Origin of the sequence: Paenibacillus marchantiophytorum (assembly GCF_014640555.1) — a bacterium.
GTDB classification, from domain to species: Bacteria; Bacillota; Bacilli; order Paenibacillales; family NBRC-103111; genus Paenibacillus_E; species Paenibacillus_E marchantiophytorum.
This window is the reverse complement of sequence record NZ_BMHE01000008.1, coordinates 44,814-62,899: the sequence shown is the minus strand read 5'-3', so window position 1 is coordinate 62,899 and position 18,086 is coordinate 44,814. Positions and strand designations below refer to the sequence as shown.

Sequence of the window (18,086 nt, the reverse complement as noted above, 5' to 3'; positions counted from 1 at the left end):
AATATAAGAATTTATATGTTTTGGGGTGAGCGAAGCTTACCCCTTATTTATGCAGGGGGTGTTTCTGCACGACGTGTTCATGCGGAGAAACGGAAGAGTGGAGCCGTGTCTTGTCTGAGGACGTATGCCAAGTCAACCATCGACATGTTATCTTGACCATCGACGAAGGTCTAGGAGACATGTTTTTGGGTTGGGGTGAGTGAAGCTGGCCCAGAATTTAAATGTTGGAGATTGACGCCAGTCTCCAGGCTTGGGTTGTAGGCGGCCCCATCACGATGGAGGGGTTCGATGCGATGAGAACAAGGTAGCTGTGAACGTACTTATGTGTTCGAATTGGTGCTGGTTTGGAGGTATAAACAAGCTATTTGGCAGAATGAGATCCTCTAGCTTTGCAATCGCGCGGAGATATGGGAACGTCAAGCCGCGATTGTAGGAAAATGTGTCATGACAAGGATCCAGAGGGAACTACAGTCCGCTATAATTCCGAAAACCGCCATATTCCGCGCCAGAGGGAACTACGATCCGCTATTGCACCAATTCTCGGTTGGAATCAGCAGGTTCCGCTTAAATAGCGGATCTCAGTTCCCTTTCATGCTACGTTTACCCCAGTTCCCGCCATTTAGCGGATCATAGTTCCTTTTCACACGACGATCTCTGTCATTGCAAAGCCCAAAGGAAACTAGGATCCGCTAGATTGCTGAAAACCGTTATGAAGATGCTCATCTCTCAGGGTGGCAAAGCCACTTTTCTTACATTCGAGCAAGGAGTCTCAATCCTTTTCCAAAAAAAACGGACACTCACCCAAAAAATAAGCACATTATGTAATTAGGGGTGAACTAGCTATAATACCTGTATACGCCAAAAGATGAGGGAGGCACAATATGAATAAAAGGTTGCGGTTTCTCTTATCCAAATTTCGTTTACAACGGCTTAGAAGTCGGTTTCTAGTTGCTATGATTATCATCTCCTTGCCGCCGCTCTTCCTATTAGGATATTTTTCTTTCGATATTGCTAAGAACACATTGATGGAAACGAATGCCCAAACCTATGAGAATCATTTGGAAACATCGAGTGAAGTGGCGGATTTACTATTTCGCAGCATTATTAATATGAATCGTTCGATTGTGGTGAACAATGAGGTGAGGGAGGTTCTGTCCAACAGCAACGCGGCTCAGAGCAGCGGACCTAAATCTGCGGATTCAACGGAATCGACAAGTGAATGGACTTCAAATAAGCTGCAAAAAGCGATTAACAACAATCAATTTGACACCAAATTTGTAAACTCCATCTGTGTGTTTAATTTGGAATTCAAGGCCTTCTGCACGGGACGCTCTGATGATGCGGGTGTATATGAGAAGCCGGATAAGATCAAGCTCATACAACAAACGGATTGGTATCAAAGTGCTTTACAGGATCAGGGCAAGGTTGTTTTCCTGGGCTATGATATACTCGATCACTCGAAGAATTCCTTTTCCACGGTTAAATTATTTCGGGATGCGTCAAGTCCGAGCGGACAGACGATTGGTCTGTTAGTCGTGAATATTTCAACGGATATTTTCACGAATATTTTCAATGAAAATAACAATGCCGGCGGTTTCATGGCGCTGGATAATTCCTCTGACAGCAGTAAAATCGTGTTTAATAATGGTCTGACCGACAATTCCGTTCTCAAAGAGGGGGACAACCAATTCCTGATTCAGCAATTGCAGCAAAATGGTTATCTCATTAGCCAATTCCAGAATCAAACGACGGATTGGACCTTTATACATTTGATTAAAGTGAATGAACTGCTCAAACAATCGAATCAAATTCGCACACTCACAACACTCATTGCTGTATCAATGGGCATTATTGCGCTGATGTATGCCATCTTTATTTCCGGCAGTATTACCCGCCCGCTTCTACAAATCAAAAAAATGATGGTGGATTGGACGATGGGGGCCCGCGAATTCGATGAGACGTTCGAACAGGACGAGGTTGGGACGATCGGGGAAACCTTCAAACGTGTTGTCTCTGAAAATAAACAATTGAATGAACGCTTGGTTCATTCTGAGTTAAAGGAGCGGGAGGCTGAGCTTCGCGCGCTGCAGGCGCAAATTAAGCCGCATTTCTTATATAACACGTTAGATTCCATCTATTGGATGGCAACGTTGCAGAAGAATCACGATGTCGCTCAGATGGCGATATCCTTATCGGAAAGCTTTAAATTGAGTTTGAATAAAGGAAAGGATACGATCTCCGTATTTAAAGAACTAAAGCATATTGAGCATTACATGACGATCCAGAATATTCGGTATCATAACCGGTTTCAATATGTGCAAGAGGTCGAGCCAGCCTTAATGGGTATGGAGATTATGAAGCTGCTGCTTCAACCTCTTGTTGAGAATGCGATTTACCATGGGTTAGAACCCAAGGTGGGAGAAGGTACAATTCGACTTACGGGCAAGAGGGACGAGGGATTTCTTGTTTTTACAGTGGAAGATGACGGTGTAGGCATAGCAGATTTAACTGTGACGGAACAAGGATATGGATTGAAAAATGTGCGTGAACGACTGACTCTATACTATGGAACGACGAGTTCGTTAACGATTTCGAGTGTGGTCAATCAAGGTACTCAACTCCAAATTCGCTTTCAACTATTCGGTGAAAAGAGGGATGAAGATGCTTAAGGCCGCGGTTTTCGACGATGAATATATTGTGCTTCAAGGCCTGCGTGAAATGATAGACTGGTCAAGCTTTGGCATCGAGCTTGTTGGCACAGCTGACAATGGTCTGTCAGCCCTAGAGCTATTTCGGGCACATCGGCCCAAACTTATTTTCACGGATATTCGGATGCCTGGCATGGACGGACTTCAGCTGATTGAAGAAATTATGCGGGAAGCGCCAGAGACATTATGTATCGTGTTTAGCGGGTTTAATGAGTTTGAATATGTGAAAAGAGCGATTAATCTCGGGGTTGCTGATTATTTAGAGAAGCCCATTACAATTCCAACGATTGAGCAAGCGATTCGCAAGGTGTTGGACAAAATCAGCCAGGAGCAAGAAGTGCTGGAGCTTAAGACAAAAGTAAAGAGTAGTCAAGGCGATCTTTTGGTGAAGGCAACCTTCGATTTGCTATTTCTTGGAGAAGAAGCTGAAGAGAAGTGGCGAGAAATTTATGGGTCAGGTGCTGAATCCATTATTGGCGTGACCGTTCTGGCGACGGAATCAGATCAGTTGCGAATGCTTGAGCAGACGGACTTTACAGCGATTCCGCTACGTCATGGCCAAGAGAGATTATTTGTATGTGTGCATGCCCAGCAGCCAACCCCTGAGTTCTGGGAGAAACTGCAATTGGACTCCGAGCAAGCTGACATCTCCGTTGGGAGCGGTCGGACTTATACGGAGCTGAAGGATGCCGCACACAGCTATAAAGAAGCGCTTCGCGCGTTACGGTCCGCACATTTTTTGGGGGAGAAAGGGATCGTGCGGTTTGAGGATTTAGGCGATTTGATTACCCGGCCAGAAGGTTTAAGCGAACGTGAGGAAGCCATTATTCTGAGTTTGCGTTCCGGTAATAAGACCGGCATGCTCGAGCAGATTGATCGCTATATTGCGTGGATCCAAATGGAAAAGCTTGATAGCGAAGTTGCTGAACATGAAATGCTTAAGCTGCTTTATTTGGCGCTCGAAGAAGCGAAAAGGTCATCTGGGGACAAAGCCAGTCGCATCGCTGAAACGTACCGACCGCATGTAGAGTTACGCGAAATGGCAGCAAGAGGGAAAGTGACGGAATGGTTTCGGAGTCAACTTGACATGCTCATAGACAATACGATGTATGCTCGTGAGCACGCAAGGCATGCTTCCGTCACACGAGCGCGCAATTATATGGAGCTTAACTATACACGTGATGTCACACTGCAGGAGGTAGCCGAGCATGTTGGCATGAATCCCACGTATTTCAGTGTGTTATTTAAGGAGGAAGTGGGCGAATCGTATATTAAATATGTGACTCGTATTCGCATGGAGCTTGCCAAGACACTGCTTAGCCGCGGTTTGAAAGTAAATGATGTAAGTGAGAAAGTTGGGTACCATACCTATAGACACTTCTCTGAAGTATTTAAAAAATACACAGGCTGTACGCCTGGGCAATATAAAGATCAGTTAGCGAACCCTGCAGGAATCTAAAAAATACGGACATCAATCAGAAGAATGACGCACTGCCTGTGGTTAGGAAAAACGATTAAGATTAAAGCACGGGGATAACGAACTCGTGGTAAACATAGGAATCGATTCATCCTAACCAAGATGACTAAGGGGGATTTGAAGATGAATAAAAAGACATCAAAATGGGTTGCAGGGATTTCCACTTCGGTACTATTGGCAGGTGTGGTAGCAGGCTGCGGAACGACATCCACATCATCTGGCGGTACGAAAGGGCAAGCGACAGACAGCAGCTCCAAAAAAGCGGATGAGAAAGTAACCATTTCACTATTAATCGATAATACACAGGATTCTGTCAATATTGCAAAAGGGATTGTTGCAGCATTCGAAAAGAAATATCCGAACATCCATGTTGAACAAGAAACACGCCCAGGCGGCGGAGAAGGCGATAACATTGTCAAAACTCGTCTAGCAACTGGAGATATGACAGATGTTTTCTTCTATAACAGCGGATCACTTATGCAAGCGCTTAATCCAGAACAAAACCTGCTTGATCTTACGAGTGAACCTTTTCAAGCGAATGTGATTGATTCCTTTAAACCGACGGTCTCTTCCAAAGGTAAAGTCTATGCAGGCCCGATTGGCTCAACGATGGCCGGCGGATGGTTCTACAACAAGAAGATTTATGCTGATCTGGGTCTCTCCGTACCGAAGACATGGGCCGAATTGATGGCGAACAGTGAGAAAATCAAAGCAGCTGGCATCACACCTGTCATCGGTTCTTATAAAGATGATTGGACGTCACAACTCGTTGTATTAGCGGATTATTACAATGTGCAGGCCGCCAATCCGAAGTTTGCGGATGAATATACAGCGAATAAAGTGAAATATGCGACGGATGCAGGAGCACTTAAAAGCTTTGAAAAGCTGGAGGAAATTGCGAAAAAAGGATACATGAACAAAGATTTCTTAGCAACAACGTATGATGCGGGCTTGAAGATGCTTGCGGAGGGCAAAGGTGCTCAATATCCGATGCTATCCTTTGCAACGCCAGCGCTTGGGCAGAATTTCCCAGACAAAATGAAGGATATCGGCTTCTTTGCACAGCCGGGGGACAGTGCGGCAACGAATGGGTTAACGGTGTGGATGCCAAGCGGTGCCTACATTTACAAAGCGACTAAGCATGCGGAGCAAGCGAAGAAATTTGTCGAATTCATCGCTTCCTTGGAAGGTGTAGCCGCACAGTCGGCAGCGTCCATGCCATCAGGCCCTTATGCAATTAAAGGTGCCAAACTGCCGGATAATGTTGCACAAGCAGTGAAAGATATGACGCCATATTTTGACGGCAATAAAACAGCACCAGCTTTGGAATTTGTTTCCCCAATTAAAGGTTCCAGCTTACCGCAAATTACAACCGAAGTCGGAGCCGCTATCAAAACAGGTAAACAAGGCGCTGAAGTGTATGACAAAGATGTAGAGAAACAAGCCAAGCAACTTGGTCTTCAAGGATGGTAGTAATTAAAGATTAATCAGAGAGGAGTCGGCGATGCGAAATTCATGCAGGACCGGCTCTTTTCTTAAACTTAGGGGTGATCTCGGTGGCCAAGGTGTTCAAACGTACGTACTCATATGCTTTTCTTATTCCTGCAGCCATTATTTACTTATTGATTTTCATTTTTCCAACCATTATGTCTTTTTTCTTCAGTTTGACAAGATGGAATTTAACGAGCTGGACGTTTATCGGTTTGGATAACTTTACAATGTTTTTCCAAGAAGCTTCACTCCTAATCGGATTTAAGAATACACTCATTTATGCTTTAGTCACTTGCGTTTTAAAAGTTGTTTTGGGCTTGTTGCTAGGCGTATTTCTAACTTCAAAAATAAGAGCCAAGGGTTATCTGCGGTCTGTCATATTTTTTCCAACCTTGCTTAGTACCATTGCAGTTGGCATTACCTTTAGCATGATGATGCATCCAACACAAGGATTAATCAATACGGCATTAGCGGCAATCGGTATTGCTGGCCCTGACTGGTTAGGTGATACACGCATAGCACTGCTGTCCGTTGCCCTCGTTGATGTATGGAAAGGCGTTGGCTTCGCAACCGTCATCTATATCGCTGGAATTCTCTCTATTCCTCAAGAGTATTATGAAGCCCTAGAGATGGATGGAGGAGGAGCATTCCGTAAGTTCTGGCATATTATTCTCCCGTTAAGCCGTCCGGCAACGAATTCCGTTATCATTTTATCGTTTATCGGTGGATTGCGATCCTTCGACCTCGTTTGGGCAATGACCAAGGGGGGGCCTGGATTTACGACTGACCTTATCGCCTCCATCATCTATAAGCAGTACCAAGGTGGTTATTATGGTCTGGCTACAGCAGGAAACGTGATTTTATTTATTGTGGTAACGGCGCTTGCCCTTCCGCTGTATTCTTACCTGAACAGAAAAGAGGCGGAACTATGAGCAGGAAAATAAAAGGCTTAGGCATTGAAGTCATTGCCATTCTTCTGACCATTGTTATCTTCTGGATTCCATTCTACTTTGTTATTGTCAATGCACTCAAGGACAAGAAAGAATCTTCCTTGTTGAACTTAGCTTGGCCTTCAACGATTCATCTTTGGGACAATCTGAAGGAAGTAATCACTGCCCGGGATTACATGTTATTGCGGGCATTTTACAACAGTACTTTGCTGACGGTCATATCCATTACCGTGTTGATTCTTGTTTGTGCGATGGCAGGGTTTGTGATGCAGCGCAGAAATGATCGTGCGACGCCATGGCTCAACTTCCTTGTCCTGTCTGGATTAATTATACCGCCAGCTATCGTACCCACGATCTGGGTCTTGAATGGTATTGGTTTGTTCAAAACGCTGCCAGGTCTCGTTCTCGTCGAGGTGGCACTCGGATTTCCTTTCGGGGTCTTGCTGTACAAAGGGTTTATGGCAGGCATTCCGCGTGAAGTAGATGAAGCTGCTGTGGTGGATGGTTCCAGCGGATTGGGATTGTTCTATAGAATCATTCTGCCACTACTGCAACCTGTAACAGCAACCATTATTGTCACATCGTCCGTAGGGATATTTAATGACTTTACGAACCCCTTGTATTTCTTCCCAGGAGCTAAGAATGCGACAGTGCAATTAACGCTTTATAATTTCCAAAGCCAGTTCGTGACGCAATGGAATCTGCTATTTATGAACATTTTATTGATCACCTTACCGCCTCTTGTATTATTCATTGTTTTTAACAAAAAAATTGTAGCAGGGATGACAGCAGGTTCGGTTAAAGGCTAATCATGGGGTCGTTAATGAGGAGGATAACTATGGGGAATTTACAGGTTACAGCGTTGAAATGTGAATATAGAACGAATCCGCTTGGCATTGGAGCGAAGCATCCACAACTAAGCTGGCAAATTGAGTCCGATCGCCGCGGCACGCTGCAGCGAGGGTATCAGATCATCGTAGCTAACGAAGTGGGTGATTTTACAAAACCAGTGTGGGATACAGGCTATATGGAATCCGATCAGTCTATTCAACTTGTTTATGGGGGACCTGAGCTGCTATCCAGAGCTCGTTACCACTATAAAGTGAAAGTCTGGGATAACCTTGGCCGTGAATCCGCATGGAGTGAAGTCGCTTGGTGGGAGATGGGCTTGATGGATCAAGGGGAATGGCAAGCTGAGTGGATCACACCTGATGAAAGTGAAATGGATCCGCAGTCCGAGCCTGCATTTCTGCTTCGCAAGCAGTTTGAGGTTGGAGGGGATGTCCTGTCTGCACGTATTTATGCGACGGCTGCAGGCGTCTATGAGCTGTATGTAAATGGAACTCGTGTTTCCGATGAGCTGCTGGCGCCAGGCTGGACGAGTTATCCAACTCGGCTGCAGGTTCAAACCTATGATGTAACGGATATGCTTCAACGTGATGGTAACGGGATAGGTATTCTGCTCGGGGATGGTTGGTACAGGAGCGGGATGGGATTTGAAAATAAAAACTTTAAATACGGTGAACGCCGGGCTGCCCTCGCACAGCTGCATATTCAATATAAAGATGGCACAGAAGAAGTAGTGGCCACAGATACGACCTGGAAGGCTTCTACGGGAGCGATTCAATATGCAACGATTTACCATGGTGAAACGTATGATGCGCGTTTAGAGCATTCAGGCTGGAGCTCGGCCAATTTCCGAGATGACAAGTGGTGTGCCACTCAGGTTTGTACAGATGTAAGCTTTGATGTTTTGGTGCCTCAAGAAAACGCATCGACTCGTGTAACTGAGGTAATACGTCCGATTGCTTATTTCGTAACGCCTGCCGGCGATCATGTACTGGATATGGGACAAAATATGGTAGGCCGCATGCGCTTCACAGTATCTGCCCCTGCAGGTACGCGGATTGAGCTTAAACATGCCGAGGTCTTGGATAAGGATGGGAATATATATTTTGGTAACCTGCGTCCGGCGAAGCAGGTCGTGACCTATATCGTGAAAGGGAGTGGTCCCGAAACCTATGCACCTTATTTCAGCTTCATGGGCTTTCGCTATGTAAGGGTCGAGGGCTTTCCCGGCCAAGAGAATGGCCTTCCGCTGGATGCTTTCCTCGGTGAAGTCATGCATACCGATATGGAGCCGACAGGTGAGTTCGAATGTTCGGATACTAGAGTGAATCAATTGCAAAGCAACATTCGCTGGGGCCAACGTGGCAATTTCCTAGACGTACCGACAGATTGTCCACAGCGTGACGAACGGTTAGGGTGGACGGGGGATGCTCAGGTTTTCATCTCCACGGCGTTATTTAATTACCAAGGCGGACCCTTCTTCACGAAGTGGCTGCATGATATGAAGGCTGAACAAAGACCGAATGGCGGCATTCCTTTTGTTGTTCCGGACGTTGTAGGCGGAGAGAACTCAGCTGCATGGGGAGATGCTGCGGTAATCTGCCCGTGGACCGTTTATCAATACTATGGGGATAAGCGTCTGCTTGCTGAACAATATGAAAGCATGAAAGGATGGATTTCCTACATCCGCTCCCAAGGCGATCAAGAATTCCTATGGAACACAGGCTTTCATTTCGGAGATTGGCTTGCGCTGGATGCGAAGGAAAACAGCTACATTGGTGCGACACCTGTCGCTTTGATTGCAACGGCGTATTATGCGTATTCGACGCGTATTGTTCGTGATGCTGCAAGAGTTCTTGGGCATGAAGAAGAAGCACTTGCTTTCGAGGAGCTTTATCAAGGCGTTATTCAAGCTTTCCGCGATGAATTTATGACGAAAAATGGGCGCGTCGCGGCCCCAACGCAAACTGCGCATATCCTTGCGCTTGTCTTCGATCTAGTCGATGACGAGGTACGTGCAAGAGTGGCGAAAGATCTCAATGAACTGATTCTGGATAATGATTATCATTTATCAACAGGCTTCGTGGGCACACCTTACTTGTGCTTCGCGCTTTCGAATAACGGCTATCACGAAACAGCGGTTAAGCTGCTGCTGCAAGAAAGCTATCCAGGATGGCTGTATTCCGTTTCCAAGGGAGCGACAACCATCTGGGAGCATTGGGACAGCATTAAATCGGACGGTTCCTTCTGGAGCGATGATATGAACTCTTTTAACCACTATGCTTATGGAGCCATCGGAGACTGGATGTACCGCAAAATAGCCGGCCTGGATATGGACGTTACAGTACCGGCCTTCAAGCGTATTCATATCGAGCCGATGTTTGGATTGAATCGTCTCTCTTATGCCAAAGCAGCGCATACCTCCCTATATGGACGAATCGAGTCCGGTTGGCAGGTGGATCAGGGACAAATTCAAGTGACGGTACGTATCCCAGCAAACACAACCGCAGATGTCATTCTTGCAGGAGCTGCAGTTGGCAGCGTGAAAGAAGGGGGGAATTCCCTCGACACCTTGATCCCTGGCATTCAAGCCATAAGTGAAGTTGCACAAGGTGTGCGCGTCCTTCTAGGATCTGGAGACTACACATTCACATATGGGAATAGTGATCTCTTCCGCGTTACATTTAATGAGCATTCGAGAATCGATGATGTGCTGGATCATGAAGTGGCGACGGCGATTTTCCAGAAGCATATGTCATCCTTATTCGAAGGCCCCTTTCTTAACTTCGTTCGCAAATCAACGATTAAGCAGCTGGGTGAGAATACGATGACAGGCGTAACGAAGCAACAAATCGAAGGGCTGCTTGAAGAATTGATTCTCATATAAGGCATGTGGCCATTTGAAAAGGAGTGTGTAGTTGTAATGGGAATTCATCAAAACTTCGTGGAATTAGCGGAGAAATTGACCCCTGATCTGTATGAGTCTATTGTTCTGCCAAGATCCGTCATTGAGGTCGTAGCGGATGAAGAAGCTTTCCAGGGATGGAGAACGCGACAAACGGGTAGTATCGCAGCATTACAAACGCAATCCTTCGGCAAGGATGACAGCTTCATTCTGGATTTTGGCGATCATCTCGTTGGTTATATCTCCCTTTCGATCAAGTCTGTGGGTAGTCCTCAAGATGCCCCGCTGGGGCTGAAGCTAATCTTTGGGGAGATGCCTTGTGAGGTGGCTGAACCTTTCGACAGTTATGAGGGCTGGTTGAGCAAATCCTGGCTGCAGGAAGAAACGATCTTCGTAGATGTGCTTCCTACGGTTTTACAGCTGCCCCGACGATATTGCTTCCGCTATTTGAAGGTAGTAATTATCGATACATCCCGTAAGTATACGGTCTCGTTCACCGATATTCATTGCACGGCAGTTACCTCCGCTGATGTGAGGGATCTAACACCGCTTCCTGCTAATGTTCAGGAAGATTTACAAGTGATGGATGCCATTAGCATCAAGACGCTTCAGGACTGCATGCAAACGGTGTTTGAAGACGGACCGAAGCGGGATCGCAGACTGTGGATCGGGGATTTAAGGCTCCAAGCGCTGGCGAACTATCAGACCTTTCATCATCATGATTTGGTGAAGCGCTGCTTATATTTGTTTGGCGGCATGACGCTAGCTGATGGTGCAGTTGGAGCCTGTGTTTTTGAAAAACCCAATCCGGTCGTTGATGATACGAGGCTTTATGATTATTCACTCTTCTTCGTTGCGACGTTATTCGATTATTATGAGGCTTCCGCGGATCGCGAAGCACTGGTAGATCTATGGCCTATTGCCCTTGAACAAATCCACATCGGCTTAGCGCGGTTGGATGAATACGGTGTAGTTCGTGATGATGAAACCTGGTGGTGCTTCACGGATTGGCATCCGGAGCTGAATAAACAAGCATCTGCGCATGCGATACTGTTGTATTGTCTCAAAAGGGGTCTTGGACTGGCTGAAGTGCTAGAGAGAAAACAAGAGGCAACTTTCATTTCTGAACAAATTGATCGTGTGACGAGAGCGGCACGCCACCATTTATGGGATGATGAGCTAAGCTTCTTCGTGAGTGGCGCGAATAAGCAGGTTTCATGGGCGTCTCAGGTGTGGATGGCTTTGGCAGGTGTGTTGAACGAAGAGCAAAATGGTCAATTGATGGATCGGCTATTCGACTCTTCGCCAGAAATCGGGATGACAACGCCGTACATGTACCATCATTTAATTGAAGCTTTATTTGAAAGCGGCAGACCCGAGAAAGCCTTGGAGCAAATGAGAGCGTACTGGGGAGAAATGGTCAAAGACGGAGCGGATTGCTTCTGGGAAATCTACAACCCCAACGATAAGAAGCTGTCTCCTTATGGCAGCAATTTAATTAATAGTTATTGTCATGCATGGAGCTGCACGCCTACGTACTTTATTCGTAAGTATTTGCTATAACGGGAGGGCGTACACGAAATGAAAGAGGATCAACTTAGACAAAAACCATTTTATTTATCAGAGTCAGATGTTTCTTGGGTGAAGGAAACGCGAGATGGACTCAGCTTGGAAGAAAAAGTCGGACAGTTGTTCGTTGTGGTTCAAAAACCATTTTCACCGGAGCCGGAGGATTTATTGAGCATTAAGCCAGGTGGGATACATCTCTTTGCTTTTAGTCCTGATGCCACGAAGGTAAATCAACAGGCGAAAATTGTGGAAATGCAAAGTTGCAGCAAGCTGCCCTTATTGGTGAGTGGAGATTTAGAATCTGGCGGATTTGGCGGGGCAATTGACGGCACGAATCTCGGCATGAATATGCAAGTTGCAGCTACATGCAGGCCAGAGCTAGCGCTAGCATTCGGTAAAGGCATTGAAGCAGAGGGCTCTGCAATTGGATTTAACTGGGTATTCGGCCCAGTACTGGATATTAACTATAATTATCAAAATCCGATTGTAAATACACGCGCGTTTGGAGATACACCTGAGGTCGTGGAATCGTACGCGATTCCCGTAATGGAGGGTGTACAGGACGGCAGGCGAATGGCAGCGTGCGTTAAGCATTGGCCAGGTGACGGGATGGATGACCGTGATCAGCATAAAGTGCTGACAGTGAACGCCATGCCGATGCAGCAATGGCGCGAAACCTACGGCCGCGTTTATCGTTCAGCTTTCGATGCCGGCGTGAAAAGTGTAATGAGCGCGCATATCGCGCTTCCTGCATATTATAAAGAGCTTGGGATTGACGATATTAGAAAACAGCATACGCCGGGATCGCTTTCCTATGAGCTGAACGTGAAGCTTCTAAGAGAAGAACTGGGCTTCAATGGGTTGATCATTTCCGATGCGTCATCCATGGTAGGCATGACCAGTTGGGGGCCGCGCAACGAAATCGTTCCAGCGTGTATCGCGTCCGGTGTCGATATGTTTCTTTTTACGGAAGATCTCAAATACGACTATGAAGCGATGCTTCAAGGTGTTAAGGCAGGCATTATTACGGAGGAGCGCCTGAATGATGCTGTTACGAGAGTGCTTGCTCTGAAAGCTTCTTTGGGGCTGCATTTGGAAAGAACAGCTCTGCAAGATTTGGCTAGCGTAGGCTCAATTGAGCATGTGACATTAGCCCAAGAATTAGCACGAAATTCTGTGACGTTAGTGAAGGACACGCAAAACTTGTTACCTATTTCACCTGAGAAGCATAAAAGAGTTCTTCTCATCGCCTTAGGAAGTGAAGGCTCTTTATTCACAGAGAACGGTGCAGGAGGCAGCGGATTTGAGAAAATGCTGGTGGAGGAAGGGTTTGAAGTGGTTAGAAATTACCATCTCAAACAGGATGAGAATGACATTGATTTGGTCATTTACTTGACGCAGCGATCGCCGGGCTTTATGCAAAATTCCCTTCGTTTGTCTCCAGAAGAAGCAGGCGGGATCTTCACTTGGTATCCTACTTACGTGCCAACGATGTTCATTTCGTTAGGTAACCCTTATACCTTATATGAAATGCCGACCATGCCAACCATGATTAATGGTTATAATGCCTCGGCCATCGTTCAAAGGGAGATTCTAAACTGTTTGCTAGGTAATCAGCCCTTCTTAGGCACCTCGCCTGTGGATGCGTTTTGCGGCTCGGCGTGGGCTCAGCTTTAAAATAAGCTCGGCTCGTTGGTTAATATTCATCAACCATTTCGCTTTGTTTAATTTCTCGAAAACCAGTGTCGACCCATGTAGAGGCAGGTGCATTTGTAGAAGCTGCGAGTAATTGATTAATTATTTCATCTCCCCATAGATGTTCATTCTCAGAAATCACGGAGTTTATTTGACCATTTAATAAGGCTTCTTTGACATCAGGAGTCATGCCGAATGTTATGGCATAACGCTTTAAGCCTTGGGATTTCCAAACGAGGATTGCATTCGAACTGGAAACAATATCCAAAGGCACCAGTGCGTCAAAATGAGGATGCTCATTAATCATTGCTTCTAGGTCCGCAATTGCTTTCTCGTTATCACCATCATGATATCTCATTTCGAGAACTTGTATTTCAGTATTCTTTTTTAAATATTGCAGTAAACCCTCAAGTCGGTGGATGATCTGAGGAGATTTGGATAAGCTCCCCTCAATCATGATCATGCCTCTACCTTTCAGATTTCTTTCAATAATTTGTCCCATGAGAGTACCTTCTTTCAGCGGATCACTTCCTATAAAGGTATATCGTTTACTGTCAGGAACATCGGAATCGAAACAAATAACGGGAATACCAGATTGTACGGCTTTATTAATTAAAGGTGCCAAAGCAACCGGATCGATAGGATCAATGGCAATTCCGTTTACCTTCTGCGTAATCATGGTTTCCATCATTCTCATTTGCTGTTCCAGATTAATTTCATCAGGTGCCTTGACAATTAACTGAATGGAATAAGGTTTGCTTGCTTTTTCTATGGAATCGGTAATCATCTCATAGAAGGGGTGTGTCATCGGATAAATGATACCAAAAATGAGTTGATCGGAATGTTTTGTGTTGGACATCGTTGATTTTGGCGTGCTTGACGTAGAAAAAGATAATTCCGGTGTGGAACGCGTTGATCCCTTACATCCAGATAAAATAAGCATCAGGATACTGCCGATCGTCAGCCATTTAATCATCCTCATGAAGAGTATCTCCCTTCAGGATATTGAGTGTTTCATCGGCAGTTCCATTTTTTCTAAATTCTTTTGGTGTCATTCCTGTCAATCGTTTGAATAAATTCGAGAAATAATGGGGGTCATTATAGCCCACTAGAAAAGCGACTTCATATGATTTTGCTGATGTACTCTTAAGCAGATCCATCGCTTTTCGAATACGTACTTGTGTTAAATATTCAATAAAGGTTTGGCTTGTTTCCTGACTGAATACTCGGCTCAAGTAGTTTGGACTCAAATTTACATACTCGGCTGAATCTTGTAAAGAGAAGTTATCTTTTTCAAAATTCAATTGGATGTATTCTTTGACTTTTGCAATCATATCGCTATATTTATCGTAAATACGAGAACGCCATGTCCAGAACTGTTCAATTAAATGGATTAAATAAGAACAGGTTTCCTCCCAAGTACGGATATTACCTATCATTTGCTGGAATTGTTGAAGCGATTTTTCAGGCTCTGTAAGGTGACGATACATATCTTTATTCGAACGAAAAGCTTCGATGGTCACATCATTTAAAATGTAGAAACCGATTGAAGATGTATGCCAATTTATATCGACTAACGCAGCGGCATAATCTGCGACAAACGAACCTAATTTGTTGTGTGACCCAATTTTCAAGAAATCCATAAAAGCACCACGATCTAAAAAAAGAGTGGGATCTAAGGTTGCTGTGTTCATCTCACTTAGCACATTCCGATTCTGACGGGATAACCTTCTCCAATGAACATCTTCCATGGCATCAAGAAAGGAGATATGTACTTTTTGAAGACGATCTTGTACACTGCCAATGCCAATAGAGATAGGGAGTGAATGGGCTTCTTCTGAGATTGCTTTTTGCAAATCCTGAAATAGTTGTAATTCCAGCTTTAAATTCTCTAAGGTATCGCCTTTAATAATCCAAACACTTTCAGAGCGGCTGCGCTGAAACATCAACTGTTTATGGTTCTCCTTTAGTAGATTGCATTTGTCCAAAAGTAAGCGCTCATTGTCATGCTTAGCATTCATCTCTTCATGCTTGTTTGCTTCTGCTTCACGTAAATCTAGCACGGCAACTACATAATAATGAGCAATAATGTTCAATTGAATGGAGGCACTATGATGCATGGCTTCTGAAGTGGTCATGAAACCACTGCATAGATCATTCAATAGCTTGTCTTGTGAAATTGTACTACTTTCATGTTCTTTCGCTTTGAGCAGTTGGAGTTGCATCTTTATTTCTCGTTCTTTGTCAATTTCAGCGCTAACTTTATGGAGCACCTTCAGGAGCTCAGCGGGGCTAATTGGTTTCAAGCAGTATTCTTGCACACCAATTTGCATAGCTGATCTCGCGTACTCAAACTCGGCATGGCCGCTAATAATAATAATCTTCATATCCGGAAACTGCTTACTCATAATGCTGCTCAGCTCAAGACCGTTCATGAAAGGCATCAAAATATCCGTAATTAAGATGTCAGGCTGGACTCTTTCAATAATAGGAAGTGCAACCTCTCCATCTGATGCATCGCCACTGTAAATAAACCCTTCCTTTTCCCAATCAATACTATCACGTATGATTTCCCTAATTAATATTTCATCATCGACAAGCAGTATTTTTTTCACGCAACATCATCCCCAATCACACGGTATTCGAATGCTAACAATGGTTCCTTCACTTTCAATGCTGTCTACCTGTACGCCGTAAGATTCTCCATAATATAAGCAAATCCGTCGATGAACATTGTGCAATCCGAACCCTCCGGATACTTCATTCCCAGTTTCCTTGGGCGTATGTGGTTCCAACAAATCTTTCCGCAGCTGCCCAAGCCGATCTTCAGAAATGCCCTTACCATTATCCTCTATCACAATAAGAAAATTATCTTCATCCTCAATCCTTGCAGTAATTCGAATGAGTCCTTTGCCACGCTTGTTTTTAAGCCCATGATAAAGAGCATTTTCAACAATCGGTTGTAATGTCATTTTGAGGATAAGTAAGGAATATAGACTTGAATCTATGGCAATTTCATAATCCAAAATATCGCGATATCTCATCTGTTGAATGGTTAAATAGCTCTGAAGATGCTCGATTTCTTTCTCAAATGTGATCGAATCCTTTCCTTTGCTCAAGCTAATACGAAACAGTTTGGATAAAGCCATGACCATCTGGACGACTTGCTCTTTTTTTTCAGATTGCGCCAGCCATAGAATGGAATCCAATGTATTGTATAAAAAATGCGGGTTAATTTGTGCCTGTAAAGCTCTGAGCTCCGATTTTTTGATTTCTTGCTGTTCATTAATACTCTGGTCAAGCAGCATCCGAATTTTCCCCAGCATAATATTGAAGCTGTTTCCCAAATCTGAAATTTCATCTGTACCAGCCAGTACGACTTTAGCTTCAAGAAAGCCAGATGCAGCGAGTTGCATTTTATTTTTGAGTATTCGAACCGGTCGAGTCAAGCGATTAGAGACAAAGAAATGCAAGGTTATAGCAAAAATGATGCTGAGCATAACGCTAATGATGATGAGCTGACGAATGGAATTGGCTTCCTCAACAATCTCTTGCAGTGGTACCACACCAACGATATTCCAACCCGTGGACATGGAAGGGGATGTCACAATAAATTCAGGTTTACCTTCGGAAGAATCAACATATTCTTTGTTTTTGTTTTCGATAATAGAAGAAATCGTTTTATTCTGAATCCACTTCGTATTGTGAGCGGTTTTAGATGGTAAGAAAATGGCATTTCCTTTGTTGTCTGCGACATAGAAAAAGCCGCTTTTTCCTATAATGACGTTATCACAAAACTGTTTCACGATACTGTCATCAACATCTATAATGATGAATCCGATGACTTCGTGGGTAACCCGCTGTTTCACTGTGGAAACAATCGAGATAATATTATGATTTTTGTATAGGAATCCGTCCAATGGATCTAATGAAGATGAATCATCAGGCGGTATATTCAAGACAGCCTCGGGGTTCTGAATCAGATATTCAAAATGCGGATTACGCAATGCGTTTTTATTAAGTTGAAACACACCCTTCCTCTCACTAATCCCCCGGCCATACAGATTAATCATCGTTATGTTCAGCACACTATCATATTGATATGTCTGTCTATAAGAGGACATGGTTTGTAAAATTTCTCGTGCATCTAAATTCGAATCTGTTTGTGAAAATAAAAAATGCAAAACATTGGGGTTTTTCTCGAGCTCGAGGAGTTTCTTTGTATCTGTAAATACATTATCCATGTCTGTCGCGAGCTGTGTAGCAAGCATCATCGTCGCGGCTTTGTTGTTATTAAATACGGTATTGTAAGATTTATTATATGAAATGAGACCAACAACTATTAATGGAAGACATGTGAGTATAACAAACATCGTTAAAAGTTTGGCTCGAAGGCTAGAAGTTATTTTCCGATATAAGCCCATAGCAAGATAACCTTTCAT

General features: G+C 44.3%; 11 protein-coding genes and 1 pseudogene. 9 read left to right on the top strand and 3 right to left on the bottom strand.

Features of this window, described 5'->3' with window-relative positions; genetic code table 11:
• Nucleotides 1-41: 41 nt before the first annotated feature.
• From IEY34_RS36685 to IEY34_RS10350, 9 genes and pseudogenes are all read left to right on the top strand, one after another.
• A pseudogene (locus IEY34_RS36685) lies at nt 42-188 on the top strand (transposase zinc-binding domain-containing protein); the annotation flags it as partial.
• A gap of 693 nt (nt 189-881) precedes the next feature.
• Complete coding sequence (locus tag IEY34_RS10385) at nt 882-2,669, top strand: sensor histidine kinase (RefSeq protein ID WP_189011087.1); 1,788 nt, start codon at nt 882-884, stop codon at nt 2,667-2,669.
• Nucleotides 2,662-4,167: a response regulator gene (locus tag IEY34_RS10380; protein WP_189011320.1), complete on the top strand. Its 1,506-nt coding sequence runs from the start codon at nt 2,662-2,664 to the stop codon at nt 4,165-4,167. Before IEY34_RS10385 ends, IEY34_RS10380 begins: the two co-directional genes overlap by 8 nt.
• Before the next feature lie 141 nt (nt 4,168-4,308).
• Nucleotides 4,309-5,658 (top strand): ABC transporter substrate-binding protein, encoded by a 1,350-nt coding sequence (locus IEY34_RS10375; RefSeq protein ID WP_189011085.1) that lies wholly within the window; start codon nt 4,309-4,311, stop codon nt 5,656-5,658.
• Between the two features lie 83 nt (nt 5,659-5,741).
• Nucleotides 5,742-6,608: a carbohydrate ABC transporter permease gene (locus tag IEY34_RS10370; RefSeq protein ID WP_189011075.1), complete on the top strand. Its 867-nt coding sequence runs from the start codon at nt 5,742-5,744 to the stop codon at nt 6,606-6,608.
• Nucleotides 6,605-7,435: a carbohydrate ABC transporter permease gene (locus IEY34_RS10365; protein ID WP_079412473.1), complete on the top strand. Its 831-nt coding sequence runs from the start codon at nt 6,605-6,607 to the stop codon at nt 7,433-7,435. The genes IEY34_RS10370 and IEY34_RS10365 overlap by 4 nt, the downstream gene beginning before the upstream one ends.
• 29 nt (nt 7,436-7,464) lie before the next feature.
• Nucleotides 7,465-10,362, top strand: coding sequence for a family 78 glycoside hydrolase catalytic domain (locus tag IEY34_RS10360; protein ID WP_189011073.1), 2,898 nt, complete (start codon nt 7,465-7,467; stop codon nt 10,360-10,362).
• Nucleotides 10,363-10,398: 36 nt separating this feature from the next.
• Nucleotides 10,399-11,943: an alpha-L-rhamnosidase-related protein gene (locus IEY34_RS10355; protein WP_189011071.1), complete on the top strand. Its 1,545-nt coding sequence runs from the start codon at nt 10,399-10,401 to the stop codon at nt 11,941-11,943.
• A gap of 18 nt (nt 11,944-11,961) precedes the next feature.
• On the top strand, nt 11,962-13,626 hold the full coding sequence (locus IEY34_RS10350; RefSeq protein ID WP_189011069.1) for a glycoside hydrolase family 3 protein: 1,665 nt from the start codon (nt 11,962-11,964) through the stop codon (nt 13,624-13,626).
• Between the two features lie 19 nt (nt 13,627-13,645).
• On the opposite strand, the gene IEY34_RS10345 is transcribed toward IEY34_RS10350, so the two are convergent.
• From IEY34_RS10345 to IEY34_RS10335, 3 genes are read right to left on the bottom strand one after another with little or no spacing between them, the layout of a single operon-like run.
• Nucleotides 13,646-14,626 carry a sugar ABC transporter substrate-binding protein gene (locus IEY34_RS10345; RefSeq protein ID WP_189011067.1) on the bottom strand — a complete coding sequence of 327 codons (981 nt, stop codon included), beginning with the start codon at nt 14,624-14,626 and terminating at the stop codon, nt 13,646-13,648.
• The gene (locus IEY34_RS10340; RefSeq protein WP_189011065.1) at nt 14,613-16,259 is read right to left on the bottom strand and encodes a response regulator; all 1,647 of its coding nucleotides are present in this window, start codon (nt 16,257-16,259) and stop codon (nt 14,613-14,615) included. The genes IEY34_RS10345 and IEY34_RS10340 overlap by 14 nt, the downstream gene beginning before the upstream one ends.
• Before the next feature lie 6 nt (nt 16,260-16,265).
• A complete protein-coding gene (locus IEY34_RS10335; RefSeq protein ID WP_229757562.1) occupies nt 16,266-18,017 on the bottom strand; it encodes a cache domain-containing sensor histidine kinase in 1,752 nt (583 codons plus the stop codon).
• Between the last annotated feature and the right edge of the window lie 69 nt (nt 18,018-18,086).